The organism is Varibaculum timonense (assembly GCF_027694345.1).
GTDB lineage: Bacteria > Actinomycetota > Actinomycetes > Actinomycetales > Actinomycetaceae > Varibaculum > Varibaculum timonense_A.
This window is the reverse complement of sequence record NZ_JAQEVU010000004.1, coordinates 158,875-181,540: the sequence shown is the minus strand read 5'-3', so window position 1 is coordinate 181,540 and position 22,666 is coordinate 158,875. Positions and strand designations below refer to the sequence as shown.

Annotated in this window: 19 protein-coding genes; 8 read left to right on the top strand and 11 right to left on the bottom strand. The window is 48.1% G+C overall.

All coding sequences use genetic code 11. The annotated features are described in order from the left end of the window. Positions 1-8: 8 nt before the first annotated feature. Genes PG728_RS04795 through PG728_RS04780 form a run of 4 tightly spaced genes read right to left on the bottom strand, consistent with a single transcriptional unit; the run spans position 9 to position 3,994 of the window. A complete protein-coding gene (locus PG728_RS04795) occupies positions 9-788 on the bottom strand; it encodes an ABC transporter ATP-binding protein (protein ID WP_072510548.1) in 780 nt (259 codons plus the stop codon). A gap of 4 nt (positions 789-792) precedes the next feature. Next, the gene (locus tag PG728_RS04790) at positions 793-1,782 is read right to left on the bottom strand and encodes an ABC transporter substrate-binding protein (protein ID WP_270626107.1); all 990 of its coding nucleotides are present in this window, start codon (positions 1,780-1,782) and stop codon (positions 793-795) included. 14 nt (positions 1,783-1,796) lie between these two features. Beyond that, positions 1,797-2,819: a FecCD family ABC transporter permease gene (locus tag PG728_RS04785; RefSeq protein ID WP_270626106.1), complete on the bottom strand. Its 1,023-nt coding sequence runs from the start codon at positions 2,817-2,819 to the stop codon at positions 1,797-1,799. After that, on the bottom strand, positions 2,813-3,994 hold the full coding sequence (locus tag PG728_RS04780; RefSeq protein WP_270626105.1) for a prolyl oligopeptidase family serine peptidase: 1,182 nt from the start codon (positions 3,992-3,994) through the stop codon (positions 2,813-2,815). The genes PG728_RS04785 and PG728_RS04780 overlap by 7 nt, the downstream gene beginning before the upstream one ends. Positions 3,995-4,424: 430 nt before the next feature. Between PG728_RS04780 and PG728_RS04775 the strand changes: the two genes are divergently transcribed. The 5 genes from PG728_RS04775 to PG728_RS04755 all read left to right on the top strand — a co-directional run bounded on the left by PG728_RS04775 (position 4,425) and on the right by PG728_RS04755 (position 11,151). Further along, complete coding sequence (locus tag PG728_RS04775) at positions 4,425-6,530, top strand: YcaO-like family protein (RefSeq protein WP_270626103.1); 2,106 nt, start codon at positions 4,425-4,427, stop codon at positions 6,528-6,530. Positions 6,531-6,564: 34 nt separating this feature from the next. Continuing rightward, a complete protein-coding gene (locus PG728_RS04770; protein ID WP_270626100.1) occupies positions 6,565-8,298 on the top strand; it encodes an ABC transporter ATP-binding protein/permease in 1,734 nt (577 codons plus the stop codon). Positions 8,299-8,304: 6 nt separating this feature from the next. Next, entirely contained in the window at positions 8,305-10,032 is a 1,728-nt protein-coding gene (locus tag PG728_RS04765) for an ABC transporter ATP-binding protein (RefSeq protein WP_072510543.1), read from the top strand. A 158-nt stretch (positions 10,033-10,190) separates the two neighbouring features. Beyond that, positions 10,191-10,484, top strand: a complete 294-nt coding sequence (locus PG728_RS04760; protein WP_072510542.1) for a cation transporter dimerization domain-containing protein — start codon at positions 10,191-10,193, stop codon at positions 10,482-10,484. Between the two features lie 181 nt (positions 10,485-10,665). After that, positions 10,666-11,151 (top strand): hypothetical protein, encoded by a 486-nt coding sequence (locus PG728_RS04755; protein WP_270626097.1) that lies wholly within the window; start codon positions 10,666-10,668, stop codon positions 11,149-11,151. A 478-nt stretch (positions 11,152-11,629) separates the two neighbouring features. Here the strand turns inward: PG728_RS04755 and PG728_RS04750 are convergent, their stop codons facing one another. After that, a complete protein-coding gene (locus PG728_RS04750; protein ID WP_270626096.1) occupies positions 11,630-12,244 on the bottom strand; it encodes a KilA-N domain-containing protein in 615 nt (204 codons plus the stop codon). Positions 12,245-12,342: 98 nt separating this feature from the next. Between PG728_RS04750 and PG728_RS04745 the strand changes: the two genes are divergently transcribed. Both PG728_RS04745 and PG728_RS04740 read left to right on the top strand, forming a co-directional pair. Next, complete coding sequence (locus tag PG728_RS04745; protein ID WP_270626095.1) at positions 12,343-13,176, top strand: DNA adenine methylase; 834 nt, start codon at positions 12,343-12,345, stop codon at positions 13,174-13,176. After that, positions 13,169-14,470, top strand: coding sequence for a type II restriction enzyme (locus PG728_RS04740; RefSeq protein ID WP_270626094.1), 1,302 nt, complete (start codon positions 13,169-13,171; stop codon positions 14,468-14,470). Before PG728_RS04745 ends, PG728_RS04740 begins: the two co-directional genes overlap by 8 nt. A gap of 186 nt (positions 14,471-14,656) precedes the next feature. On the opposite strand, the gene PG728_RS04735 is transcribed toward PG728_RS04740, so the two are convergent. The 6 genes from PG728_RS04735 to hemB form a co-directional block, all read right to left on the bottom strand. Then, on the bottom strand, positions 14,657-15,289 hold the full coding sequence (locus PG728_RS04735; protein WP_072510538.1) for an ABC transporter ATP-binding protein: 633 nt from the start codon (positions 15,287-15,289) through the stop codon (positions 14,657-14,659). Between the two features lie 8 nt (positions 15,290-15,297). Continuing rightward, entirely contained in the window at positions 15,298-16,512 is a 1,215-nt protein-coding gene (locus PG728_RS04730) for an ABC transporter permease (protein WP_270626093.1), read from the bottom strand. Beyond that, the gene (locus tag PG728_RS04725; protein WP_072510537.1) at positions 16,509-17,876 is read right to left on the bottom strand and encodes an ABC transporter permease; all 1,368 of its coding nucleotides are present in this window, start codon (positions 17,874-17,876) and stop codon (positions 16,509-16,511) included. Before PG728_RS04725 ends, PG728_RS04730 begins: the two co-directional genes overlap by 4 nt. 207 nt (positions 17,877-18,083) lie before the next feature. Then, positions 18,084-18,608 carry a DUF4870 domain-containing protein gene (locus PG728_RS04720; protein ID WP_270626091.1) on the bottom strand — a complete coding sequence of 175 codons (525 nt, stop codon included), beginning with the start codon at positions 18,606-18,608 and terminating at the stop codon, positions 18,084-18,086. 108 nt (positions 18,609-18,716) lie between these two features. Next, positions 18,717-20,330 (bottom strand): ribonuclease H-like domain-containing protein, encoded by a 1,614-nt coding sequence (locus tag PG728_RS04715; RefSeq protein ID WP_270626090.1) that lies wholly within the window; start codon positions 20,328-20,330, stop codon positions 18,717-18,719. Between the two features lie 8 nt (positions 20,331-20,338). Further along, positions 20,339-21,334 (bottom strand): porphobilinogen synthase, encoded by a 996-nt coding sequence (gene hemB, locus PG728_RS04710; RefSeq protein ID WP_270626089.1) that lies wholly within the window; start codon positions 21,332-21,334, stop codon positions 20,339-20,341. 187 nt (positions 21,335-21,521) lie between these two features. Here hemB and PG728_RS04705 point away from each other — a divergent pair, with 187 nt between their 5' ends. Continuing rightward, the gene (locus PG728_RS04705) at positions 21,522-22,661 is read left to right on the top strand and encodes a sensor histidine kinase (RefSeq protein WP_270626088.1); all 1,140 of its coding nucleotides are present in this window, start codon (positions 21,522-21,524) and stop codon (positions 22,659-22,661) included. Positions 22,662-22,666 lie beyond the last annotated feature (5 nt).

Genomic DNA, 22,666 nt, shown 5'->3' with positions numbered 1-22,666 from the left:
CTCACCTGTCAGGTGGTGGATGGCAATGGTTTGAAAATAAATTGTTTGACGTTTCCGTCTTGGACTTCTTTGGCGCTTACTCCATAAACATCGTGGATGAGTTCAGGAGTGAGAATATCCTCGGGGATACCTTGTGTGTGCAGGCGTCCATTTTTAAGAATAATTGCCTGGTCGCAGTAGCGGGTTACCAGGTTAAGGTCATGCAAAATTATGACGGCTGTATCGCTAACTTTCTTAATGATGCTAAGAATTTGGTGTTGGTACTTTACGTCTAGGTGATTGGTGGGTTCGTCTAGAAGCGTACATTTGCACTGTTGGGCGAGGGAGCGAGCAATTAGTACCCGTTGACGTTCGCCACCGGAAAGGGTATCCACGTAACGGTCTTGTGCATAGCTCATTCCAACAGCGTGGAGAGCTTCTTGACAAATTTTTCGATCTGCTGCGCTATATCCTTGGATGTCTTTACGATGCGGGGATCGTCCCAGGAGAACAATATCGAGCACGCGGGTTCTTTCCATGTCATGCTCAAATTGGGAAACGACTGCGATACGCCGGGCAACCTGACCGGGACGCATTTGGTTTAAAGGTTGCCCACTGAGGAGAATTCTCCCCTCCGATAGTTTTTGTGCAGCGAACATAGCTCTCATGAGGGTAGTTTTCCCGGAACCATTAGGACCAGCGATACCTAAAATTTTACCTTGAGATACCTCGAAGGAGACCCCGTCAAGAACTTTGGTGTCACCGAAATGAACGCTAGCTTTTTCTATCGTAAGGGGAGAATCATTCATTCGTTTACTTTCCTAGTTTCTTGAGCTGATCAGCAAGTTCAAATGTTCCATAAATCGCGGTGGGGGAAGCATAAGCTACTGCGGATTCCGCGTAGATAATGTTGCCGTTTTTAACCGCTTTCATGTCCTTGAAACCAGGAATCTTTTCAAGTCGTTGCATTGAACTATCTTTGGTGGCGCCCCCCATTCCGGTGAGCAAGATGATTACATCGGGGTCTGATTTAACAAATGCTTCTGGAGCAATGGGACCTTGGTGCGGATGATAGTTCGGGTCGATAGCGCTGACGAGGTTAAGGGTCTTATTTATTTCCCCCATGACTCCTTTGTTTCCGTAACTAAATAGTTCGGGACCTTCTCCGTAGTAGTAGGCGTAGGAAACTTTGCGTTCTTTACCGATTTTCTCATTACTAACTTGCTCTAGTTTCTCTTTAAGTTCCTTGACTGTGGCATCCGCTTTTTCGGAGGTGCCCATGATTTTGCCTAGCTGAGTAATCTCCGCCAAAGTAGTATTGAACGATTCATCGGATTGTTGATCTGTATAGAAGTAGTTACACTCGGTAGCATCTACAACGGCAGGGATTCCCTTTTCTGCTACAGCTTTCGGAGCGGTGGTTTCGGAACTGAATCCGCCACCATAAGCAAGATCAGGTTTCAATTTCATGAGTGCTTCCATAGAAATGGATTCCGTTGATAGCACTTTGATTCCGTCTGCTTTTTTACCTATCCAGGAGGGCGGCTCTTCACCCCATTCATTTGCGCGGCCAACAATGGATTTTTCTGCTCCGGCAGCAAATAGGTACGCCAAACCGGTGACTCCCATCGAGACTACTTTCTTAGGGTGAGTAGTAAACTTCGTTTCCACCCCACAGTTTTTAACCGTAATAGGTTCGTCAGCAGCGGTGCTGGACGATTCTTTTGTCCCGGAGCAGCCAGTGAGGGCGGCAGCTACCAGGCTTACCCCCAGTACGCCAGCCGCAATTCGTTTCTTAATCATTCTTTTCTTCCTTTCTATTTGGAATATTTCTTGATGAGAGCCATTAGCATAGGGGTTCCTACCAGGGCTGTTAGTATGCCGATAGGTAGTTCCGCTGGCCTGATAGCCACGCGGGTGCAGGTGTCGGCAATGACGACAAGCAGTGCGCCTCCCAGGGCAGAGATAGGTAACGCAGCTCGGGTGGTGGAACCGACTAGTTGCTTCGCAGCATGAGGAACGACTAGACCCACGAATCCGATGGCGCCGGTAAGGGAGACAAGCACCGCTATAGTGAGCGCCACTATGAGGAATAGGAGATTTCGATAGAGGCGAGGACTGGTACCCAGTGAGATTGCGGCATCGTCTCCCAGGTTAAGGATGTCAACCCTTCTTCCCCAGATGGTGAAGCAGATTATTGCAATAGTTACCACGCTGCCGGCGATAATAGTGTCATGCCAGGTGGCGTTAGATATTGACCCGAGCATCCAAAACATTACCGATTTGGTTCCGGCCGCGTTTTTAGCCATGAGAGTTATCAGGCTGGTTACTGCCGAGAAAAAGTAAGTTACCGCCATACCTGCAAAAATGATGCGTGTGGGAGTGATTTTTCCTCCTGCAGAAGCTAGCAGGGTGACGAGCAGGATGGAGGCTACTGCTCCCAGGAAGGCACCGAACGTGATTCCCAATGCAGATAAGATATTGCTGGTTGTACCGAAAACTATGACGGCTGCTGCGCCGGTGGAGGCCCCGGAGGAAATACCTAGAATATAGGGATCGCCCAATGGGTTTCGCAGTAGCGATTGGGTTATTAGGCCGCATATACCCAGGCCGGCACCAACGATTGCTCCCAAAACAGCGCGGGGAAATCTCACCTGGCCGATAATCTGAGTGTCAACGTCAGTGTCAGTAGTTCTTCTCAGAGTGGCACCGATACCTTCAAGTGCTGCCGATAATGAAATATCCGTAGCACCCACAATTACAGCCACTATTATTGAGCAGACTAGTGCTAACGCTAAGATAATTCCGAGAATTAGGCGTTGCTTTCGATTCGTCAACATGGAGAACCTGTTGCTTTCATTTTTATTTCAGATGCTTTTTGGCTCAGATAGCTCCACAGCTTGCGTTCGTGGGCTATCCGCTTGCTGGGATCACATGCCCCCTCATGTCCGCCTTTGCTGGAATAACGCCAGTACGTTACTTCTCCTCCCAAATTATTTACCCGTTCGACTAGGGCATCTGCATGAGAAATAGCGGTGACTGCATCGTGGCAGTAGCCAATAATCAGCCAAGATGTGTTGCTTAAAATTTGGGGTGTGGTATCACAGGCTAAGGGATCTTCTTCTTTCATAAAGTTATCCCAATCAGCGGTTTGAGGATCCCCGTACTCGTCTAACCATTTACGACCTAAGGTTGTTTTCGGCAGGTCTTTCGTGCTGCTAATCGGGACGCGGCATATTACTTGGGATACCAGTTCTGGGTGGTGGATAGTGGTAATCGCTGCCAGCAGTGCTCCATGAGACATGCCGTGTACGAATGTAGTCTCGGGGGTACAAATATCTTGACGATGCAATTCACGAATAGAAGAGGCTATATCCTCCCTGACTTTGCGTCTTCCTGCTTTAACCCCGGCTTGGTGCCAAGCTTTCCCGTATTCACCGCCTCCTCGGGAGTGAATAACGGCAACGCTGTAACCACGGGTTAACCATTTTGAGTAAATGTCTGGACTGTAAAAACTGTGATTGTTCCTCCCGAATCCTCCGTAAATAAATACGATTGTCGGCTGTTTTCCCGCTAACGTTCCGAAGCAGTCTATAGGGATTCGGGTTCCGTCCTCACTATGGGCCCAAATCTGTCTGCAGGTAAATGCGTTGTCATTTCGGGAGGTGTCATTCTTAGCGAAAGTTAGTTCTCCAGTTTTCCGATCAAGTCGGTAAAGGCGGGGAGCGTTAATAAAGGAGGAGCCTTGTAAATAGAGCTCTTGGTCGAGCATTTTTATTGGTTTAATGTGCTGTCCTAGTGGGAATGATTTTCCAGATTTGTGGGTGATGACATCAAAAGTTTTGGTGTCGCAAACCAGGGTTTCGCAAGCATCTTGGTAACCGCCATATACCGGGTTAGATCCAGAGGTTTTCCACTGTGGGTAGAAGGCACTGCCTTCGGGTAACCGGATCTCACCGCGCACTTTGATCATGTTTTCGCACTTAGGCAGGGAGGGTCGCGATATCTGGTTCACCTAACCTCCTTCATTTGTTCCGTAGTTTTATTTCCCTCTTGTGCAAAAGAAGAAACCATGTAAACTGTACTTAGGTTAGCATAACCTATGCGACAAGTTAAAGGCTAGCCTCTGAAGTTTCTATCGCTTGAAAGGAGGGGAAATGAACACACTCGAAATCGTAGAGATTGAGGAAGTGAACACCGATCAAATCACTGTTCCTCACTGCCATCACGGCGCTACCCAGCAGAGCTTTGCATGGAGGTAAGTAGATAGGCGTCGAGTAAAAAATAGTGCTAAGACGCACTTTACCCAATATTTCATATAGGTAAGAGGATCAGGGGTTATGTGGAAGATTTGCGCGCAAGTAAGGCCTTTGGATACGAATAGATGCGTTCTTACATGTGCAGATGGTCGTGATCTGGTGCTCTCAACGGATGCTAATAGCATCGTGCGCGTCTTAGATGCGGCGCAGGATGTCCAGTCCACTCACCCTTTGGGCACTCCGTTGAAAAAAGCATTAGAAAAACACAGCTGTTTTATCAACACGCATGACCTAGTCTTCCAGACCCCTGATCCTCAATCTGCGGCCGTTGCAGAGGTAATTGTCTGCGGTGACCCCACAATTGCGCGTTTAATAACTTCGGAGCTTCAAAAGAATGATGTCGCGGCGCGCCTGTCTTCCCAGTCAGTTCGCGAATGTGCATACCAAGTCTTCAATTGCGGCACGCTAGTGGTGTGCCGCGGAGATGAGCCTGCTCCCGTATTTGCGCAAACCATTGAAGACAATCTCGGGCTAAATATTTCAGTGATCACGGTGGATCATACCCCCGACCAACTATTGGTTGGCCCAGCAGTACTTAAAGGGCAAGGTGCAACTTATAGCGACAGTCTTGCTCGTCTCGCCGGAAATGCAGTCAATAGTGAAGTATTTCAAGCAAAAATGGGTAGCCCCATATGGGGAAGCTTCTTACCGCGCTTAGCTGCAGCCAAAAATATGGGGCACAAAGCAGCGGAATTAATTAGAGCTATTACTCGCAATGAAATCGATAACCAGAAATCAAACCCCCTTGACACTATTTGGGCAATTTCCTTGGAAGGGGAGCTCGAAGTTCACGCGGTGCTTCCCACAAATTTTATGATGGGCCCCCAGCCTAAATCCCCAATTCACCCTCCCCCCTTTGTGGTTGATAAATGCTACGGAATCGTAAAAGAGCTCACCCGGGTACAGCACAGTGCCTATATGCCACCTACGCTGCATACTACCCAGGCGAGAACGTGTGATTTACGCAGAACATCAACTTATATCAACACAGTTTTTTGCCAAGGCTCAACGTTAATCCCCAATGAGGTTGGAGAAAAAGAAAAGGAAGCGCAGATCCACGACACCGAACTAGCGGCTATTGGTGAATCAGTTGAGCGTTATTGTTCTAACCTAATTGATCTCAAACCGGTATTACATGGTTCTTATCGGGAATTAACGAGAAAAGGATACCCGCTTCTTCATCCGGAAGAACTGGTGCTTTTCTCTGCAAACCAGTACCAGCACCCCGGATTTCCTTTTGTACCGTTGACCCCTGACCTGCCCGTAGGGTGGGTGGAAGGTAGCTATTATGAGGATGAAGAGCCAGTTTTAGTTCCCGCCTCCTTGGTGTATGTCAACTGGTATACCAACCAGTACCGGCAAGAACCGAAAGTAAACTTTCCTGCCTTTGCTGGAGTAGCAGCAGGAACCAGCAGTGCACAGGCGATATTATCTGGTATCAGTGAAATTATTGAGCGGCATGCCACCATGGTGTGGTGGTTGAACACCCAGGCGCTTCCGCACCTGAAATTACCTCAGAAATACTTAGATCTTTTTATCGGGACAAAAGAGCCCCTCCGTCCCGCTTTGATCAATCTAGACAACACTTTCAATATTCCGGTTCTAGCCGGGGTAGTTCACAATGATGTATCTAAACTGGTACACGTTGGTTTTTCTTGTCGCTCGAGCGTTGAACAAGGCGCCTTAAAAGCCTGGAGTGAAGCGCTCACCTTACAAGAAGGAGCTCACGACCTCGCAAACCCCGAAGGGGCACATTGGACCGCAATCCGTAAAGGTCTACTTCCTGGACGCTCATATAAGAAATGGCGCCGTGACCGCCGCTATCTGGATGATTTCCGTGAGGATCTCAAAGATGTAGATGACCTCCTAATTCAGCAAGAGGTCTTTCTAGATCCTCGTGCGGTAGACAGAGTGAAACCACTGTTGGATATACCAGCAACCCGCAGTATTTCATCTGTGCCACAGCTGAAAGATAGTCAATTAGCTAGCTATATAGAGCGTATCCATGCCCGGGGTATGCGGGTAATAACCGTTGATATCACCTCTCGCGATGTCGCTTCTTGCGGACTGCATGTGATTCGCACATTAATTCCTGGCACCATCGGCAATACTCCCGCCGCATTTCCCTACCTGGGTCGCAATATGGTGGCAGAGGAAGCAGTACGGTTAGGATGGGTGGATTCGCCAAGACCTGAAGGCAGCATGAACCCCTTCCCAATGCCGCACGCGTAGAACCGATACCGTTGTTGAGAAAGGATAGGCGATTATGTTCACAAAGCAACGTTTAGTTATGCGCGCCGCGAGAGTCTCCGTGTGGCTGCTGGCTCCCGCCATGATGTTGGGTGTCCTGGTGTCTTGCTTATATATTGCAACCGCGGTGTGCAACGCCATGCTTTTCAATGAGCTATTGAGCTCTCGCCGAGTCTCCATGGTGGTGGGACTAATCATAGCTATCGCTGGCTTGCTCTTAATCCGCCCGTTACTTGAGGTAAGTGGACAGCTTCTACAAAATCGAGCGGGACTAGTGGTAAAAAGCCGTTTACGGCGGGCTCTTCTAGAGCAACTAGATGCGCGCGGACCGATGCGGGGAGGGCTGGGGCGTTCTGGACAAATACAGTCGGTTCTCACTGATGGGGTTGAGGCGATCGAACCCTATTTCGTCAAGTATTTCACCCAACTTGCGGTCACCGCCCTAACAGCGATTGGTTTAACGATTGCTATTGCCAGCATTTCTCCCCTGATTGCGGGAGTTCTTTTAGTCTGTGGAGTCGCGATTGTTGCCATTCCCCGATTATGGGATAAAGCTCTTGCTAATCGCGGACAATCGCATTGGATAGCTTACGAAAATCTCAATGCCGATTTCGTGGATTCTATGATGGGGATGTCCACTTTGAAATCTTTTGGGGCGGCTAAAAATCATGGCACCCAATTGGAAAAACAGTCGAGCCAGCTGCTGAAAACTACTATGGGGCAGCTACGGCTTTCCTTGGGGGAAACGGGCCTATCAGGAATGATGAAAGTGCTCGGTCCCGCCCTCGGGCTAGTGATCGCAATTTCTTTGATTTCTTCCGAGGCGATGCCAATCAGCTCGCTATTTGTGGTTACGCTGCTATCTATCGAACTGTTCCGCCCATTTACTGCCTTATCGGCATGTTGGCATGAAGCATTCTTTGGTATTTCCGCGCTGCCAGCTATGAGCGAAATATTTGAGCAGACGCAAACTTCTTCCACGACCTGCAAATCTTCGCAAAAGTTGCCTCAAAGCAATGAGGTTTCTTTCGCTAGCATCTCTTACGCTTATCCGGGAGCTACAGATCACGCTCTTGATCAAGTCACTTTCGCAGCTCCCGCAGGTAAAACAACCGCCTTGGTAGGGCTGTCAGGTTCTGGAAAATCCACCGCGCTCGGGTTATTAATGGGTTTCGATCACCCTGATAGTGGAAGTATCACAGTTGGAGGGGTTTCAGCGGACAGTTTGGATATTGCGCGTACCGTCACCCTAGTTCCGCAAGACCCGATTATTTTTCCGGGAACAGTAAGATCAATTTTAGCCGAAGCTAATCCCAAAGCGGATGAAGCGGAGATGATGACGGCTCTAAAGCTAGCCTGTGCCACAAACCTGCATCCCGATAACAATCCTGATTCTGGTGACAATATTCTTGATTTAAAAATTGAAGAACATGCTTCGAACCTCTCCGGAGGGCAAAAACAGCGGTTGGCAATCGCTCGTGCTCTGGTTCGTAAGTGCCCTCTCCTTGTACTTGACGAATCTACTTCTGGTTTGGACACCCAAACAGAAACAACGGTTCTAGCTAATATTCGCAGGGCGTACCCGAATCTCACTTTATTGCTGGTTACCCACCGTATTGACGCTGCTGAGCAAACAGATCATGTAGTGGTAATGGGACACGGGAAAGTGCTTTGTAGCGGGAATCCCTGTACGTTAAGCCAGGAAGATAATGCCTGGTCAAGATTGATTAGTGCACAGATAGGAGCCTAGTCGACTATGAGCTTAGTTTTCAGTAATTTCCTCGCGCTGATGAAGCGGCTACGCGAGTGTGTTCCTCTCTTCGTAGCTGCCACTATTGTGACTGCACTTGCCCAAATTAGTGTTGTTGGGGTTGCGGTAAGTTCAGTATGGATATCTACGCAATTCATATTAAACCGTACGAATAATCTGACCCTGCTGTTCGTTATGATGTTTACCCTGGTGGTCGTGCATGCCGTGAGTACCCTCTTTGAGGTTTGGTGGTCACATGAAGTTGCCTACCGGATTCTACATACTTTGCGGGTGCATATTTATAACGCTATAGAAAGAATTGCCCCCTTAGGATTGCAAGGAAAACGCACCGGTGATGTGGCATCGGCAGCCATGAATGATGCGGAACAGTTGGAATGGTTTTATGCGCATACGGCCTCCACTGCCATCTGTGCCGTCCTCACTCCTATGTTATTTACCGGGGTGCTGGTGAGTTTTATTGGTCCGGTTGGGCTGATAATGCTGTTACCAACTGCAGCTATGATTGCATTCCCTTTCGCCCTCATGTCCATACAACGGCGACAAGGTAAAAAATTACGTAATCAACTAGCCCAATTGCGTATTGCGGTTCTGGATTCTATTCAAGGGCAAAGGGAACTGCGTTCCTTGGGGATGGTGGATAAACAAAATGCGCAAATCCTGGATTTAACGCGAAAAGTGCAGGTAACTAAGAATTCGCAAACGATAAGGAAAGCTTGGGAATCAGCATTTTCTACGATTGCCACCACAGTCGGATCCACAATATTGCTAGTCATCCTAACTGGATGGGTGCTGACCGGACAATTAGATTCAGCTTTGTTACCAGTTGCGGTGGCGCTAGCGGGTCTAGTAGCAACCCCCGCGACAACGCTAGTAGGCATGCTGGGGAGAGTAGGAGAAATTGGGGCATGCGCACACCGGATTAATACCATTCTTAACGCTAAGGATCCCATCCCCTCCATCCCGGAAACCAATCATGCCGTATACGAGGCAGAAACAAACCATTTAGTTAGCGACAATACGGTTTTTTCCTATCAGGCAGGTAAGCCAGTTATTAACCAAGTTAACTTAACCGCAACTCCTAAACGCTCAATCGCCATTGTTGGAAAATCAGGGGCGGGGAAAACTACCCTAGCCAATCTGGCTATGCGTTATCTTGATCCTCAGGAAGGCGAACTGCGTTTTGATGGGAAAAATCTTCGCTCCTATCAACCGAACCAATATCGCGAAAGACTGGCTCTTGTTCCCCAGGACTGCCATATCTTTGCCGGAACTGTGCGAGACAATCTTGTTTTAGCTAATCCGCAGGCCTCCGATGATGATATTTGGGCAGCTCTTGCCGAAGCTGATATCAGTGAGCTGATTACTTCTTTAGGAGGATTAGACGCGAAAGTCGGAGATCGGGGAACCACGCTCTCGGGTGGGGAACGTCAACGTATCGGGATTGCTCGTGCTTTTCTTCGGCATCCCGACATGCTCATCCTCGATGAGCCGCTAGCTAATATTGACCCGTTTCTCGAAGCCTCCATTGCCAAAAATATTCGTCACGCAAGAGCTGACCGTACCACTATCGTCATTGCCCATCGGCTGGCTTCTATTCGTATCGCGGATTATATCGTAGTTCTTGAGGGTGGGCACGTGGTTGCGGAAGGGACTCATCAGGAACTTAAAGATCAGCCAATTTATAGAACGCTTTTAGGGCAACAAATAGCCTAGTTACCACATATTTTAGGGAGATGGGCGCGGGAATAAGCTTTTCCTCCTGCCCACATTCAAAAAATACTAACGCTATTTTCGCGGCGCTACCGCGGTGGATTTATGGGTAATTATCTGTAAAGCATTACTATAAACTACTCAAAGATGCAGGGGAGATTTTGCTTGACCGCGCCCCCAAGGAACTAAATGTAGCGGAGATTCGCCAACATATTTTGCGGGTAGACCATGTTACCGGACTTCACGACCTGCACGTATGGCCCCTAAATTCCCACACTGTATTACTGTCAGCCCATATCATCATAGCTAAACAGTGTTATAAAGACGGACACGCCCTCGAAGTATTACACCAGGTAGAAACCTGCATGAAAACTCATTTCCCACGAAAAATCGAACACTGCACTTTTCAAATCGAACCCGAAGGGCACGCTGCCCATGAACTCTTAAAGCATTAACCCCCAAAGGGTTAATCCCCCCAGCAAAGAGGTTGCCCCCAATTCGAGCTTCTTTGAAGTAATCTAAAACTATAATTAGAGCAGGTTAGCCAGGTTGCCCCCATATGAGCAATAAAACAAACCTAGACTCCATAACAACCAGATATCTTCAGAATACAGTCAGCACCAAAGAGGAGTGTAAATGGAACTTGGTAATATTTCTGAGCTCATCGGAGCAGCAGCGTCCGGAATATCGCTAGTTTTCTCACTTGTCGCGTGGATGACAGCTAGAAAAGCTTCTGACCGTGCTTGGGAGGCTAGTAGACGTGACCTTTCGGGTAATCTTCAAGCATGGTGGTGTCGTAAAATAAGTGAAAATAAGCAGGGTGACTGGGGACTTGCTATTAATAACTCTGAAAAAGAACCTGTGGCCTATAGAGACGTAACCATTAAAGCAACTAGCAACGGTAATGATAGCTCACGTAAATTTAAAATACTTCCACCAGGATTGTATTTTTCTCCCACAGATGGTAGCTATCCAACTATCGAACACACCCAGTTCGATGCACTTAACCCGATTGTAAATTCATCGAAACATACCATTGATAGTATTAGCTATACAGATCCCTTGGGAAAGCGGTGGATATGGACTCCGCAAGACGGTCTACTCGAGAGCAAAACCATTTAGAGCTATTCCAAAACTAGTAATATCCCTGGTAAATAACATAATTACTGATATAGTAAACTCTGAACATCGAGATATGCTAGTATTCGTGTCCCCAGATGGGCATTAGCCAAGAACTATATCCCTACATATTTGGGTATAAACTCATGGTTGAAACCCACGTTACGGGTTTGACCGGGTACAAATACTCCGGGAATCCCGTGACCCTCTGTGTAAAAGTTTAGAATCCAGCTTCGCACCCTCATTAGTCCGTTGGGGAAAAACATTGATGATTCAATACCGAAAATGGGACTCTATTCCGGGTGTAATGCTATTTCTCATGTTCGGTCATCAGTTGGTCGTTCAATTTGCTTCAACCCTGACGATTCCGCAAATGTCTTTTCTTGTCTGCGGGCACTTTCATAAAGCTTTTTGTATCTGGTATCTCGGTCAATTCCTTCCTGGATGAAGACTGCATTGAGTACTTCCAGATTGTTTAAGATTAGCAATTGTGTAGCTGAAGCATAATCTCGTGGATTTCCATCAAGATTAGATTTCGTTGCTTCCAGTCCTTTGCAGTAAAGCCGAAAACAGCCAAATTAAGCATCTCGGCCTCTCTTGCGTATTGAATACCGGAGAGCTTGCTGTCAATATCGGCTGGAAGCATTTCTTTAACAGCATCTGTATGAAGTCGATAGTTGAGTGCTGCAAATAGACGATTCTTTTTCCATTCGAGATTCAAACGGCTGGTTTCATCTGCTTTTAACCGTCGATATTCTTGGAAAACATGCAGTCGGAATTCTGAACTAATCCAGGCAGCGAAATCCATCGCCAAATCTACATGTACAAAAGTGCCACCATGTCTGCCACACTTCGCGCCGATTCCTATAGCACCGGTTGCTTCTATCCATTTCGATGGAGTCAATGTGAAACTATTTAGACCAGCATTCTTTCTAAAGTCATCGAATTCGATGACTTTAAAGTCAGGGTTGTTTGAAATCTGCCAAATTCCCAGTAGCTCAACAGTATTACAGTTGCGCATCCAGTTACCAATGGTAATGGTAGGTCTGTCAGTTTTCTCACCGCAAGATCGTTGAGTGACGTGAGTCGCATTCAATCATCAGGTATCCTTGCCTTATAAAGTGCTAAAGCTTTTTGGCGTCTTATCGTTCAAATGCGGTTGATGGGATTGTTTAAGTACGAGTGGGAAAGTAAATGACGAAGGAAAACACTTTGCTCAAACCCATTTTGAAGTGGGTGGGTGGTAAGCGACAACTACTTTCCGAAATATCGCCTTTAATTCCTGAATCTTTCTCCTTATATGTAGAACCGTTTATAGGTGGCGGAGCGCTGCTGCTCGATACACAGCCTAAACGGGCGCGTATCAATGATTCCAATGGCGAACTGATTAACGTTTACCGCACAGTTCGTGACGACCCCGATGAGCTACTAGATCTACTACGCCAACATGAAGCTTTAAACAGCCGCGACTATTATTATGAAGTCAGAGCCCTAGACCGTAAACCTTCGTTTTCGCATTTGTCTAGCACCGAGCGGGCTGCGAGAGTGATATATCTAAACAAGACCTGCTTCAATGGTTTGTTCCGGGTGAATTCCCAAGGGCAAATCAATGTTCCCTACGGTAACTATAAGCACCCCAATATAGTAAACGAACCCGGTATTAGGGCATTATCTAAATACTTACAAAACGATGTTGATATTAGGTGTGGAGATTACGCTGACGCTTTAGCTGAATTACCTGAAGATGCGTTCGTCTATCTAGATCCGCCCTATATGCCCGTATCAGCTACCTCCGCTTTCACTGGTTACACTCTGAACGGTTTTGGGTACGAAGAACAGGTTAGATTACGAGACGAATGCCTAAGATTAAGAAACAGTGGAATCGCATTTTTGCAGTCAAATAGTGATTGTCCTGGGATACGGGAACTATATGAGGGTTTCAATATTAAAACTGTAAAAGCAAGAAGAGCGATTAACAGTAAAGGCAATCTGCGCGGCGCCGTCAATGAGGTATTAATCAGTGGCTGAAGAGAATAAAACCAATGAAGCCTGGAATGGCATTCTTGCAGCACATCCCGAAATAATGGAAACTATTGCCGATGGTGGCGTTTATGAACTGCCAGCGTCAGAGATAAAGAAATTCCGGGAACCGCGTCTAATGACAAAACACGATACCTCGGAAGGCGTGCCTCAGCCGCTGAAGGCACGGGGGATTAATGTTCTTCCAATATCCAGACGCTTATACGTATTGGGAGACTTTATACTTCATCATGGATTTGAACAGGTTTCAGATACAAAACCTGTTTTATGTTCGTTACCAGACTTTGAAACTTTACAGGCAGACAATATAACCAGTGAAGCAAATGCGATAAATGCTCTGCTTGCAGCAGGTATCTTAGATGAATTTCTAAATACCGATGATAATGACAATACGGTTGAAACCTTCAATGGTCGAATGGGTACAGGAGATTTTGATTTTAAGGTCGCCTGTACTAATAACAATAAAGTTCGTATTGCAGTGCGGGGTGCGCAGTTAGAGATTGATGGTGGTTTTGAAAATAAGGACTCGGTAATCATTATGGAAGCTAAAAACATCTTGAATGATGACTTCCATGTACGCCAGCTCTACTATCCTTACAGAAAATACCAGGCATTAGTGAAGAAGCCAATACGCCTGGTGTTTTCCCAGTACACTAATATGACCTACTATCTCTATGAGTATAGATTTGCTGATTTGGAGGACTATAACTCATTAGAGTTAGTGCAGAGTGGGGTCTATACTTTCGAGAATCAACGTATTACCACCAGTGATTTAGAGGATGTGCGCAAAAAGGTACGCATTCTCACCAGTGACGATAAAAATACCACGAAAATACCCTTTATACAGGCAGATAAATTCGACCGGATAGTCTCATTAATGGAGAATATGGCGGGTGTTGAGGGCAATAGCATGACCACTGATGAGATTACACAGTTCATGGGAACCGTTCAGAGACAAGCAGCCTACTATCCGGCAGCAGGCGAATATCTTGGTCTTTTCGACCGTTCAACTAAAAGCAGAACCACCTTATCTGCGCGAGCCAAAAAAGTGATAAAGCTCGGAAAGCGTGATAGACAACTAGCCTTTGCTGAATACATGTTCGAGCATGAAATATTCAACAAGCTATTTCAGCAGACCTATATAACTGGGCAAATACCAGACAGTAATACGGTGATTTCACTAATGCGTGAACTAAATGTTTGTGATGCAGACTCTACGGTAAATAGACGCGCGCGCACCGTGATTAGCTGGTTACGGTGGCTGCTATCGATTGTTGATTAATGCGGATATTGTCCAGTATCGGATGCTGCCTAGAAACTCGGACCCAATCCCCCCGCCAATGACGGTTCTTAAAGTGAGCAGAGAGCGAGCTGCAACCTCGGTTTTAGTGACTGCAAAACTAAAACCGAGGTGCGCTCGCCCTCCACTACACCTGGTCGCCTTAGCGCTATTCCTTCGCCCTGCCTTTTAGGCAGCGACTAGCTTGCGGCGGGTTAGGCGCAAAGTGACATCCGCACTGCGGGCAAGCTGACGCGAATGGGTAACCACGATAACGCATTTATTCTGTTCATGTGCTGCTCGCTGTAATATCTCAATCACTTCGTTAGCGGTTTTTTCATCCAGATTGCCAGTAGGCTCATCAGCAAGAATAATGGGTGCTCCCGATACTAATGCCCTCCCGATAGCTACCCGCTGTTGCTGCCCACCAGACAGTGCCATTACGCTGCGCCGCGCCTCCTTTTCAGACAAACCCAGCTCAGTTAAGGTCGAAGCTTTCGCTTTCCCGTTCACTAAGCGCAGATTCTCTAGCGGAGTTAAATAATCAATCAGGTTATAGTTTTGGAAAACTAGAGAAATCTGCTTTTTACGATGGCGCGAATACCCGGTTTTAGCAATATCGGTTCCATCAAAGCAGACCGCGCCGGAAGTGGGCTTATCTAAACCGGCAAGCAGATTCAATAAAGTGGATTTTCCAGCCCCGGAAGCGCCAACAATCGCATAAAACTTACCTATCTCAAACTCATTGCAAACCTCAGAAAGAATCTGGGTGCTAGTTCCTGGGTAAACGTAATTAAGGTTATCTAACTGCAAAATGCTCATAATATTTCCTAACTGTTTTTAGAGAGAATGGCTCTCGGGGTTTGATGAAGAAGGGGCAGGGTTGCTAACAGGAGCGCTGCGAAAGTAATTGCATATCCGAGGGCGGCTGCGCTAAGCACTCCCCCAACGTTGCCGACCGTGCTCAACGCGGATAAAGAGGGAGTAGCAGAGTTGGCAAATACCAGGGAAGAAACCCGGGAAGATAAAAGACTTCCCACCAGTACCCCTATCGCGCTACCCACTAGCGCTAAAATAGCGCTTTCTATGATGAGCTGTCTCAATATGTCAATCTTGGTTTTACCAACCGCCAGCAGCACCCCAATTTCGCGGGTACGTCCTCGGATCCAAAAAATCATGACCAGGGCGAGGGCGGCCAGCCCGGCTCCCCCTATTCCGAAAGCTAATCCTGTCAGCAGCTTATTTACCCCGGAAAGACTAGCTAGCACTCCCGCGAACTGGGTCGCGTTAGATTCAATAGTTAGCTTCGGTGTCGCTTGCTGAGCGGAACGTAAAGCCGCCGGTAAAGTGTCTGCGCCGGAAGTGAAATAGCGGGCAACGCTGAGGTCTTTACCCCCTAAACGTTGGCTGGTAGCTAAATCTGTGAAAATCTGGTTTTCTGAAGCCCCAGAGGGAAGCCCGCTTGGATTCTCGGTTTTCCCACTGAAAATTCCGACTACCGGTACTTTTACTTCCGTGCCGTTTTGGGAAAGGCGAAGCTCGCTACCCACCTGTAAAGAGTTTCGTTTGGCGAAGTCACGGTGAATTAGTGCCCCCTGCCCTGTGTCTTTAAGGTGTTTACCGCTTTCTAAACGGTAGAGTTTGCCCAAGAATGACGGGTTTAAATCACTGTTGCGCGTGCCAATGATTCCGGCATTCCCAGCAAAAGCCGCATCCAGTTGAATCCCGCTTGCGCTGGCTACCAGCTGTGCGCCCTCAGGTTTAGCGAGAGTCTCTTTTTCAAAAGAGTATCGCTTAACCTGCGGAATTTGTGCTAGTTTCTCTGCCTCACTTTGCGCTAGCATTCCGTTTTGGCTTTGAGCGGTAAAACCGGCGTTTACCCCCGAGTTAATGGCATCTGAAATCTGGGCGACTTGTCCGCGAACCCCTGATTGTGAAACTAGAGCAGTAAAAACTACGCTCATTATCAAGGTAAGCAGCAAGGCGCGGCGCGGTCGGCGACTGATTGAATACCAGGCGCGTCTCCATACACTTAATGTTCTCATTTGATATCCACCAATAGGGCGCGCGGGGGGCGACGCAGCATCGGTAAGGATGCTACCAGCACACAAATAGCTCCCACTAGCAGGGTTAATAGCACCGCGGTAACGACCGAGGGGGTAGAAAGCGATACTGCCAAGGTGTCAAGGGTTTTCGTGGCAGTCGATGATTCAATATCCGCGCCCGCCTGTCCAGTCTGGGATAGTTCCTGTAGCAGCGAATTGTTTACCGATGATAGAACTGAATCCCCTAGCCATTGCGCAATCGAGCGGGACGCAAAGAACGCCAATATGAAAGCGGGAATCGCAGTTACTACCAGTTCGCACAGGTATTGGGCAAAAATACTTCGCTTTGAGGTGCCCACCGATAGCAGTACCCCGGTTTCTTTCTTCCGTTCATTCATCCACAAGAAAAGCACCAGCGTTAATATCAACAACGCGAATCCAAATGCCGCAATCTTAGTGGTGCTCATCAGCGAGTTTATTCCACTGATTGCCCCAGTAATTCCAGCAAGGTATTGGGTAGAGGGCGAAAGCTGATAGTTTTGCCAATCAATCTTTAAGGCACTGGCCTCTTTTTGAACTTTTTCTAAATCTGCGTTGGAGGCAACAAAGAAATTCGCGTCCTGGTAAATCTCGTTGTCTTTATTCATTTGATAGAGGGCGCGGGTGGTGTCCAGGTCTGTATATACCGTATTGGAAAACAGCTCACTGCGTTGGGCAGCTTGTCGAGTGTTAGAACCGCGAACTAGCCCCACGATTTCTGCTTCGGTTTGAGCGGTAGATTTACGGGAATTGTCCACGTCGTAGGGATTTCCCTTTAGTTTCAATTTGCTACCAAGTTTAAGACCGTTTGCTTTCGCTAAATCTTCGTGAATGATGGCTTTATTGCGGTCCTCAGGTTTTAGATGTCGCCCGGAAACTAGGGTGAGCGCTCCTGAACGGAAGTTATTATCGATATCGGTGCGGTTTACTCCCCAAACGTTCACGGCATTACCGAATTGTGCTTCTTTTTTCTCGTCATAATCATTGGTGCCTAGTCTTTGGGTCTTAGCATCAACCAAATCGGCTGTAACGTTTTGCCTGGCAACATAGCTTTTAACGCCAGATAGTTTCGCGATTTTCTCTATGTCTGCACCTTTAACAGTACCGGCTCCCCGCGGGGTTCCTTGATTGAACTGGGGATTATTTCCGAGGACGAAACCGGCGCCCGCTTTCGCTTCTACCTTTGCGCCTTCGCGTGCGCTCGCCCTCTCAATGGCATCTGCCGACATCAAAACGGTAGCTACCACTGTGAGTACCGCTAATATAACAATGGTTCTTACTGGTTTCCTGACTACGTAGCGCCAGGCTCTCCCGATAAAGGACAAGTGTGAATCCTTTCAAAATAATCTAAGTCTCGCTTAGGTAATCCAAATCAACAAATGATACCTTTACGCTCTGGGCTGAAAGAATCCTGGAACAGGGACAGGAAAAATCTGAAAACGAAAACAATTGGGTAGCGAAAATCCGCTTACCAGGAAGATAGCCCTTTAAGTATCATAGGTCACAAATAGTTTCTAGGGTTTACCGGAGAGTTAGTCAAGAAGATTAATCCCAAACGGGTAGTGATAAAACTCCTTATTGGAGGCTTTCACCGCGCCTTTAATCGAGCACACTAGGGTCATTATGAAAACCACTGCAAATGCGATGAGGGACAAAGGTATCAAGATTACGGTGAAGCAAAGTATCCAAGCCACCACAGAAGTAATGCTCATCGCCAAGTTAAAGTTAAAGGCACCGGCGGCAGCGTTACGCACAAACCGGCTTTTATCTTTATAAATAAACCAGACAATCAGCGGCCCCACAAAAGTGAGCCAACCAGCAGAAACTACCATTGCAATCACGGCTGCTAAGTGTGCCAAGATCGCCATCGTACGCTCATCGGAGCTAACCTGACCGCTATCGGAATTAGCGCTGGGAGCGGTGGGCATCGTGGGGGGATAAGACCGGTATTCGCTCCCGGAAGTATATTGAGGGAAAGAGGGGTTGGAGAATCCGGGGTGACCCCCGGGATAGTGCTGGTTACTGAAGCTGTCTGCTTGGGGTTGATTATCACTCATAACCCCATTTTCCCACGGGGATAGAGACCGCAACAGTAGAGCTAGCTGTAATTTTTCTTCAGCGAAAAGTGCAGGTTAAATCAAAGCGGGTAAATCCCAGGCGGGATTCTATTCGGCTTCAGGGTCGATAGTTTCCGTTGCGACGCTTAGGTGCGATCGGCGGTGCTGATTAACCAACCAGTGATGCAAAAGTGCGGTTGAACAGCAGTCATACTCGTTATAGAGGGCGAGGAGGCGTAGCTGCTCGGCGTCCTCAGCCGGTAGTTTAGTTTCAGGTTCGAGGACGCCTTTTCGCGCCAGGGTATCGTAAACAATCACCGAATCCGCGCCATTATCCAGATCCTCTGAACGCATCCAAGACCCCATATAGAACGGTTCCATCTCTTTCAGAGAATATCCGCCTTGACCGGTGCGAATAGCTGATTGCACCACTTGCTGTAGGTCCCGCATCGGGCCGTTAGCTGCCAGCAAGTCGCGCACTTCCCCTTGTAGTAATCCGTGACGGGAAGATAACCGTTGCAGGTAGAGGCGTTCTTGTGGGGAATAATGATAAATACGCATCCCAGGAAACCGGCGGAAACGCTGTCGCAAAAAATCCAGTAAATCAATTAGTAGCTGGCGTTCCTGGGCGCGGTTATGTGCCCAAAAACTCTGATATTTTCCGCCGATGCGTTTTGATAGTTCCCCTACTTCCTTCGCTACGTTTGTGCTGCCTGTTGCCGGTAGTGCGTCGTGGCCGCGAATCGGCAACGCCGGGGTTAAAGATTTTTGCTCCCCCCAAGATTCTTCGTCAAAACAAACCAAACCACCCAGGTAAATGAGGCCGGTATGGTCTTTGAGTGTCCACCCCCAAAGGGAGTCATTCTCGAAATCCAAATACACATCCCCCGCCTGGGGCGCGGGAAGAGCCATTAGCGCCGGAGCCAGGGGATTAGTTTCTAGCAGCAGTTCTGCGGGGTTTTGACTGACCTGTAAGCGGGCTTGTCGGATTAGTTCCGGGCTGTAACCAGCAGGCGGATTTGTAGCAAACTCGCTGGCAGTAAAGATATTCTCACCTCGCAGCTCCCGGCGCAGTCCCGGGCCCACTCCGCTGATCAGCAAGGGGTCATCGAAACGCGCTAGCGCCCACGCACAGTGCGAACAGCTTCCACACACGGTGTCGAGGGCGCGCCAAGCCTCCTCGGGGGTAGCAGACAGTAAATCCTGGTCGCTCCTTAAAGTGCGCGCCTGCTCCGCAATAGGTTCCCACAGTTCCTCTAGCTCTGGCAGCGGAAAATCTACAGTTTTACCATCCGCTAGCAAGATTTGAGCGAAAGGAGCAAGTTTAGCCTCTAAAGTAGGGAAAGCAGCGTTTAACAACTGCTGATTTGCGCCAGCTAAATGGGCGAAACCAGCCAGGAGATGTACTGAATCTAGGCGGGCATGGGCAGAAAATCGCGGTAACTGCAATACCCAGGATTCGTCCTCGTAAAGGAGGAAAGGAAGCGTTCCCGTAAGGTCTGCGCTGGTAGCTGCAAGATTTGTTTGAAAAATCTTACCCGCGGCTCGGTAGCGGGCAGCCAGTTTTTCTTCCTCGGCGTTAGTTAAATCCCCGATATAACGGTGGAAAACATCGGCAGATTTCAACTCCATATGGTCGGTGAGGTAGCACCAGAGCCGCCACTGGCAGTTAGCGGCATGAGCCACTTCGGAAACTGCTAGCACGCGGGGAGAATCAGGCATTGAGCAGGTTACTTTACTCGCTGCGCGTACTCTAGCGCCCAATAAGTGAGCACTGTATCGGCTCCGGCGCGCACAATCGCGTGCAAGGATTCATCAATGGCGCGTTCGCGGTCAATCCATCCGTTAGCGACCGCTGCCTCTAACATCGCGTATTCCCCGCTGACCTGGTAGGCCGCGACTGGAACCGGTGACATTTCCGCCACATCAGCCAGCACATCCAGATAGTAGCCAGCCGGTTTAACCATCACCATATCGGCGCCCTCGGCTAAATCTAGCTGGGTTTCAAATACGCCCTCCCGGCGGTTACGGGGATCTTGCTGGTAAGAGCGACGATCGCCCTCTAGAGAGCAGGCAACCGCATCCCGGAAAGGACCAAAGAAAGCGGAGGCATATTTTGCCGAGTAAGCCAAAACGGTGGTGTCGGTGAATCCAGCCTCGTCAAGCGCCTGGCGAATCACCGCGATTTGGCCATCCATCATCCCCGAGGGCGCAACCATATGGGCTCCGGCGCGCGCCTGGCTGAGCGCCATTTTGGCATACAGCGGCAAGGTGGCATCATTATCGACTTGGCCGTCAGCAGTGAGTACCCCGCAATGTCCGTGGCTAGTGAACTCATCCAGGCAAGTATCAGCCCCGACTACCAGCTCATCTCCTACTTCTTCGCGCACGGCGCGGATACCGCGATTCAAAATCCCGTCTGGATCCCAGGCAGGACTGCCTTGCTCGTCCTTATCAGCGGTATTGGGAATCCCGAACAGCATGATTCCGCCGACTCCGGCTTTAACGCATTCGGAGGCAAGGGCGCGAATAGACTCCACGGTATGCTGAAAAACCCCCGGTAGAGAGGGAATCTCGACAGCTTCCTCAATCCCGTCTCGCACGAACGCGGGCAGCATCAGCTGGGCGGGACTGACCCGAGTTTCCGCAATCAGGTTGCGCATTGCGGGGAAAGCCCGCAGGCGGCGAGGACGAATAGTCGGTTTCAACATAAAGTCATCTGTCATTTTTTCTCCCTAGCTATCTGGCACGATTCTAACCCACCTGCCTGTTGCTTTTCTAAAGGTTGTCGGCAAGCCAGGATGCGTGCCAATACCGGTTTAAGCCTCACCTACTCAAAGAAAAGTGCCGATTCGTTCGTAACTACGTCTTTATTTCCAGCATCTACCCTACAGTTTTAAGTATCATTTTCCTGTGGATGAGGTATTTAAGGTTCTCGGTTCGTATTTATATTTTGACCGGCAAACTTTAGGCAAAAAGTTCACTCGCAAAATTTTGTTCCTCAGAGCAGTAATTATTGCAGTCGCAGTTTTTTACTGCCTATTTTTACTGTACGACGGGATATTTACCCAAGGATTTGATATCGGGTTTCTGCTGGCGATTGAAGCTTTAACTATGGCTTTGTTAGCCATCCGTTTCCCCATGTTCTGGATAGGGTATGCGCTTACTTCTTTCGCATTGATTGGGGGAGATGAGATTTACTGGGCACCTATTTTTCCCGCGTCAAATATCGCTCTTTTAGATACTTTCTCTTTCTCCCCTAAACGTTTAGGACCAGCAGTACTGATTCCCACGGTAATTAATGTCTTTTTCGTCTTTATTTGGCAAGACCCAGTTAATTTGGAAGCGATAGGTGCGTTTTCTAATGTGGTTTGCTTTTCGGTTGCCGGAATACTTGTAAGGGTTTGGATGGAACGCTCTTTCCAAATCGGACGTGACGAGCAGGCAGCTAGAGAGGAGGAACGGCGTAATCTCAACATTCGTCTCCACGATAATGTTTTGCGCCACTGCACTCACATTTTGCTGGCTGCGGAACAAAGCCAGCGGAAATTATTGCCACCGGATGAGTTTCGGGAAACTGCTGCCCATGAAACCAAGGAAATATCGAAGGCTATTCGCGCCCTTATAAATTCAGAAAACATCTCTCCCGAAAGAGACAGGTTCATGAGCGAAAGCTTGCAGGATTATCTTGCTCAGCTGTGTAATCGGTTAGAACAGCAGGGATTTCAAGTTATTTGCCAGTGTGAAAAATCTGAAGATATAGAGTGCTCGCGGCAGCAAACAAGTATTGTAGAGCAGGTGCTCGCGGAACTTTTCGAGAACATTTTCCGTTACGGAGATTCCGATTATCCGGTAACAGTAAATGCGCGAATCTGCGAGAATAGCTTTCGTCTAGAAACTAGGAATCACATCCGGACTATCTCGGTGGATTCTTCAAAGATGGGATTAGAACTTTCTACTAATCGGATGCTGAGTATCGGCGGTCTGCTCACCTATGGCAAGCGTAATAAGCTGTGGCAGAATCTATTACAACTCGAGGTTAGTGTCCCCTAGGCAGA

What these genes read in the sequence shown, in the direction of transcription:
- PG728_RS04795 (WP_072510548.1), bottom strand. Translation starts at nt 788, where the DNA reads ATGAATGATTCTCCCCTTACGATAGAAAAAGCTAGCGTTCATTTCGGT.
- PG728_RS04790 (WP_270626107.1), bottom strand. Translation starts at nt 1,782, where the DNA reads ATGATTAAGAAACGAATTGCGGCTGGCGTACTGGGGGTAAGCCTGGTA.
- PG728_RS04785 (WP_270626106.1), bottom strand. Translation starts at nt 2,819, where the DNA reads ATGTTGACGAATCGAAAGCAACGCCTAATTCTCGGAATTATCTTAGCG.
- PG728_RS04770 (WP_270626100.1), top strand. Translation starts at nt 6,565, where the DNA reads ATGTTCACAAAGCAACGTTTAGTTATGCGCGCCGCGAGAGTCTCCGTG.
- PG728_RS04765 (WP_072510543.1), top strand. Translation starts at nt 8,305, where the DNA reads ATGAGCTTAGTTTTCAGTAATTTCCTCGCGCTGATGAAGCGGCTACGC.
- PG728_RS04755 (WP_270626097.1), top strand. Translation starts at nt 10,666, where the DNA reads ATGGAACTTGGTAATATTTCTGAGCTCATCGGAGCAGCAGCGTCCGGA.
- PG728_RS04745 (WP_270626095.1), top strand. Translation starts at nt 12,343, where the DNA reads ATGACGAAGGAAAACACTTTGCTCAAACCCATTTTGAAGTGGGTGGGT.
- PG728_RS04735 (WP_072510538.1), bottom strand. Translation starts at nt 15,289, where the DNA reads ATGAGCATTTTGCAGTTAGATAACCTTAATTACGTTTACCCAGGAACT.
- PG728_RS04730 (WP_270626093.1), bottom strand. Translation starts at nt 16,512, where the DNA reads ATGAGAACATTAAGTGTATGGAGACGCGCCTGGTATTCAATCAGTCGC.
- PG728_RS04720 (WP_270626091.1), bottom strand. Translation starts at nt 18,608, where the DNA reads ATGAGTGATAATCAACCCCAAGCAGACAGCTTCAGTAACCAGCACTAT.
- PG728_RS04715 (WP_270626090.1), bottom strand. Translation starts at nt 20,330, where the DNA reads ATGCCTGATTCTCCCCGCGTGCTAGCAGTTTCCGAAGTGGCTCATGCC.
- hemB (WP_270626089.1), bottom strand. Translation starts at nt 21,334, where the DNA reads ATGACAGATGACTTTATGTTGAAACCGACTATTCGTCCTCGCCGCCTG.